The 3,893-nt window shown below is 70.0% G+C and carries 5 protein-coding genes and 1 pseudogene; 3 read left to right on the forward strand and 3 right to left on the reverse strand.

Annotated features, from left to right (window positions below; translation table 11 throughout):
- The first annotated feature begins 88 nt into the window (after window positions 1–88).
- Genes ACOADB_RS23330 through yidC form a run of 3 tightly spaced genes read left to right on the forward strand, consistent with a single transcriptional unit; the run spans window position 89 to window position 1,588 of the window.
- Window positions 89–448, forward strand: coding sequence for a VOC family protein (locus tag ACOADB_RS23330; protein ID WP_378604361.1), 360 nt, complete (start codon window positions 89–91; stop codon window positions 446–448).
- Window positions 449–469: 21 nt separating this feature from the next.
- On the forward strand, window positions 470–736 hold the full coding sequence (locus ACOADB_RS23335) for a hypothetical protein (RefSeq protein WP_378604364.1): 267 nt from the start codon (window positions 470–472) through the stop codon (window positions 734–736).
- Between the two features lie 57 nt (window positions 737–793).
- On the forward strand, window positions 794–1,588 hold the full coding sequence (gene yidC, locus ACOADB_RS23340) for a membrane protein insertase YidC (RefSeq protein WP_378604367.1): 795 nt from the start codon (window positions 794–796) through the stop codon (window positions 1,586–1,588).
- Between the two features lie 4 nt (window positions 1,589–1,592).
- On the opposite strand, the gene ACOADB_RS23345 is transcribed toward yidC, so the two are convergent.
- The 3 genes and pseudogenes from ACOADB_RS23345 to ACOADB_RS23355 form a co-directional block, all read right to left on the reverse strand.
- The gene (locus ACOADB_RS23345; protein WP_378604370.1) at window positions 1,593–2,528 is read right to left on the reverse strand and encodes a sulfotransferase family protein; all 936 of its coding nucleotides are present in this window, start codon (window positions 2,526–2,528) and stop codon (window positions 1,593–1,595) included.
- Window positions 2,529–2,749: 221 nt separating this feature from the next.
- The gene (locus tag ACOADB_RS23350; RefSeq protein WP_378604373.1) at window positions 2,750–3,547 is read right to left on the reverse strand and encodes an SDR family oxidoreductase; all 798 of its coding nucleotides are present in this window, start codon (window positions 3,545–3,547) and stop codon (window positions 2,750–2,752) included.
- A gap of 151 nt (window positions 3,548–3,698) precedes the next feature.
- Window positions 3,699–3,893: pseudogene (locus ACOADB_RS23355) on the reverse strand (hypothetical protein); the annotation flags it as partial.

Raw genomic sequence — 3,893 nt, forward strand, 5'->3', positions numbered from 1 at the left:
CGCGGTGAAACCGCGCTCCGTCGGCCCTGTGGAGGACAGCGTGAATTCCGTGCAGCGAGTTGTCGGGGATTCGGCCTAGGGTCGGGGCATGGCCATCGCACGCAACCCCCAGTTCGTCATCGATTGCCCGGACCCCGTCGTGCTGGCGGAGTTCTACGGCGCGATCCTCGGCTGGGCGCCGGAGCCCGATGTCGACGGCAGCTGGGCGTCGATCACCTCGGGTGACCAGGCGATCCACTTCCAGCGGGTCGACGGTTTCCAGGCTCCGGACTGGCCCGGGCAGGACAAGCCCCAGCAGGTCCACCTCGACGTCGATGTCGACGACCTCGACGAGTCGGAGGGCGCCGTCCTCGCGCTCGGTGCCCGCAAGCACGAGCACCAGCCGGGCACGACCTTCCGGGTCTACCTCGACCCGGCCGGGCATCCGTTCTGCCTCTGCGTGGTCTGAGGCACGGCATAGCATCTCCGCATGACCCGGATGGCAGGTGCGCTGATCGCGCTGTTCATCCCTGCGCTGCTCGCCTCGACCCTGGATGCGCCGTCGAGCGTCGTCCTGGCGGCCGTTGCCGTCGCCGTGGTCGCTGCCCTCGTCGTCCAGTCGTACGCCGTCACGGCGGCTGCCTGTCTGGCCCCACCGCGTGCGTCCACCTCCGACCGGACGCCGTCCCTGCTGGCCGGTCGGGTCACCGACCCGCTGCGTCACCCGCTCCGCCCGCGCGCTCCCGGACTGGTCTGACCCTCGCCCCTGTGGCGAGCACGTCCGACCAACCCTCTCGTCCCCAGGAGCACACGCATGTCCCTTCTCGACCCGTTGACGCATTCCCTGGCCGCCCTCGTCGCAGCCACCCATGCCGGCCTCACCCACCTCGGCGCCGACGCCGCTTCCGGTTCCACCTGGCTGCTCTGCATCGCCACCGTCGTGGTGGCTGTGCGGGTGGCGCTGCTGCCCCTCGTCGTCCACGGCGTGCGGCACGCCCACTCCTCGGCCCGGGCCCGGCCGCACCTGCAGGACGTCGCCGCGCGGTATCGCGATCGCAAGGACGCCGCCAGCGTGCGTGAACACCTCGAGGAGCGCCGGAGGATCTCCGCCGAGCACGGCGTCTCCCGGCTCGGCTGCCTGCCCGTGCTGATCCAGGTTCCGCTCTGGCTGGCGCTCTACCACCTGCTCGCCGAGGTCGCCGGTGGTGCGCCCGTGGGCGCGATGGACGGCGATCTCGTCGGAGCGCTGGGGAGCGCCACCCTGCTGGCGGTGCCCCTCGCGGCGCGTGGCTATCTCGGTGGCGGGCCGGGTCACTTCGCCGTCGTGGCCGGCCTGGCCCTGGTGGCAGCCGGACTGGCCTTCGTCACGCAGCGCTACTTCGTCGCCAGCAACACCGTGACCGACGGGCTGCCCGAGGCGATGGCGACGGCGCAGCAGATGATGCCGGCACTCTCCGCGATCGGCCTGCTCGTCGCCGGCGGGTTCGTGCCGACGGCACTGCTCGTCTACTGGATCTGCAACTCGGCGTGGACGCTCGGCCAGTCGGTCGTCGTCTGGCGCTGGTTCCCGACACCCGGGACGCCGGCCGCCCGGCGCAGGGCGACGTGAGTACTCAGAGGACGAACGCCTCGCGCACCCGCTCCTCGGTGAGGCCGTAGTCCGACAGGTCGTAGCGGTGGGAGGGACGCGCCTTGCCGGTGCGTGACTCCGAGTCGATCCGCACGACCTCGCTGCGCGCCGCGTCGGTCCAGTCGATGTCGAACGCCTCGTAGATCGAGCCGACGGTGCCGACGGGATCCTGCACGAACTCGCGGTAGTCGACGTCGAAGAACTGGCGGTCGTCGTACTTCTGGCGGGAGGTCCAGAAGGTCTGCCAGGACCGGGCCAGCATGGAGAGCTGCGTGTTCCCGATGGTCTCGCCGACGAAGGTCGTCGAGGTGTCGGCAGTGGCCTCGGCCGACAGCGAGCACGCGGAGGCGATCGAGGTGACCGGCTCGCGATGCGTCATGACGATCAGGGCGTCCGGGTAGACCGTCATCAGGGCGTCGAGGCCGACCAGGTGTGACGGGTTCTTGAGCACCCACCGCTTGTCGGTGTCGTTGAGGCCGATCAGCTGGAGGTTCTGCTTGTGGCGGGCGTACGCGTCGGTCCAGTCCTGCCCGGCCAGCCATTCCGAATAGCGCGGCACGTTGGCGAGCGACTCGTACGAGATCGACTTGCCGGTCTGGCGCAGCAACCGCCAGCACTCCTCGACCGACGTCGCATCCATGTAGTGGATGCCCATGAACTCGGGGCTCGCGATCTGGTGGCGCTGGAAGGCCGCCTGCATCGCGTTGAAGACCGGGTCCTGCTCCCACGTCTCGCGCGGCGGCCGCGGCTGCGGGAACTCCGTCAGCCAGGCCTCGAGCCCCTGGTGGCCGGGGTCGGCGCACAGCAGGCGGTGCAGGGCGGTCGTGCCGGTGCGGGGGAGGCCGACCACGAAGATCGGTCGCTCGATCGTCACCTCGGCGTGCTCGGGGAACTGGGTGAAGCGGGCCTCGGTCAGCAACCGGCCGACCAGCGCGCTCTTGACCTCGGCGCGGTGGAAGTAGTTGCCGACCGGCGTCAGCCGCCTCCGGGGAGGCCAGGTCCTCGACGAGCAGGCGCAGGCCTTCCTCGTGGGCCGTGCCGCCGAAATCGCTCAGTCCTGTCGTGCGGGTGGCCGCCGCGGCGATGTCCTCGTAGGAGCCGACATCGGCGCGCTGCCGCGGGCCCTCTTCCGTGGTCGCGTCAGTCGACATGGAACTCACCGCAGTCGACGTTGAGCATCACGCCGGTCACCGCGGACGCCAGGTCCGAGGCCAGGAACAGGGTGGCGCGGGCGACCTCGTCCGGAGTGGCGAGCCGCTTCAGGTCGGTGGGCGCGGCCTTCTCGGCGTACACCTCCTCGTGGGTGCGGCCGGACTCCGAGGCGATCCAGTCGAAGTACGCCTTGTTCACGTCTTCATAGATGTACGACGGCGCGACGCTGTTGACGCGGATCCCGCGCGGCCCGAGCTCGGTCGCCAGCGACGACGCCATGTGCTTGAGCGTGCCCTTGGACAGCTTGTAGCCGGCGTACTCGGGCTGGCTGCTGTAGACGACGCACGAGTTGACCATGATGACCGAGCCACCGACCTTCTCGGGCGTCGCAGCCAGGGCGTCGGCGAAGAGGGCCGACAGGCGCAGCGGCGCGAACACGTTGGTCTCGTTCGCGGCGCGGAGGCTCTCGAGCGAGAGCGTGCTCAGCGGGTCCATGGGCGGGATGCCGAAGGCGTTGTTGATCAGGCAGTCGACCTTGCCGAACTCCGCGAGCGCGGCGTCGACGAGGTTCTGCCGCGCTGCCTCGTCCGTGATGTCCGTCGGTACGACGAGGGCCCGGCGCCCGAACGACCGGACCACCTCGGCGGCCTTCTCCAGCCGCTTGGGCGTGCGACTGGCGAGCACCAGGTCGGCGCCCATCTTCGCGGCCTCTTCGCCCAGTGCCCGGCCGAGGCCCGGGCCGACACCTGACAACACGATGACCTTGTCGGTCAGCAGATCCACCATGCCGGACAGACTAGAACGTGTTTCAGTTTTGGTCTACCGGTTGGGTGCGGATTCATCAAGGTATGTGGCCGAGTGGGCACTTCCCAGCGTGTGTACGCCGTGGGAAGCGCGGGTTCGGCGACATCCCTTGATGAATCCGCAGTGGCTCGGGTCAGGACAGCATGCGGCGCGCGACCGCCCGCTGCCGCGCGGTGATCCGGTCGGCGTACTCCGCTTCGGACAACCCTGCGAGCGTCGGCAGATGGGAGGGCACCTGGCCGACCTTCACGATCTCGACCGCCGGTCCGTCCGCAGCCGTGAGGTCGCGAGTGAGCTGCTGCCAGCGCAGCATGATCGGGCCGGTGCG

The organism is Nocardioides sp. CPCC 206348 (genome assembly GCF_048654705.1).
GTDB lineage: Bacteria > Actinomycetota > Actinomycetes > Propionibacteriales > Nocardioidaceae > Nocardioides.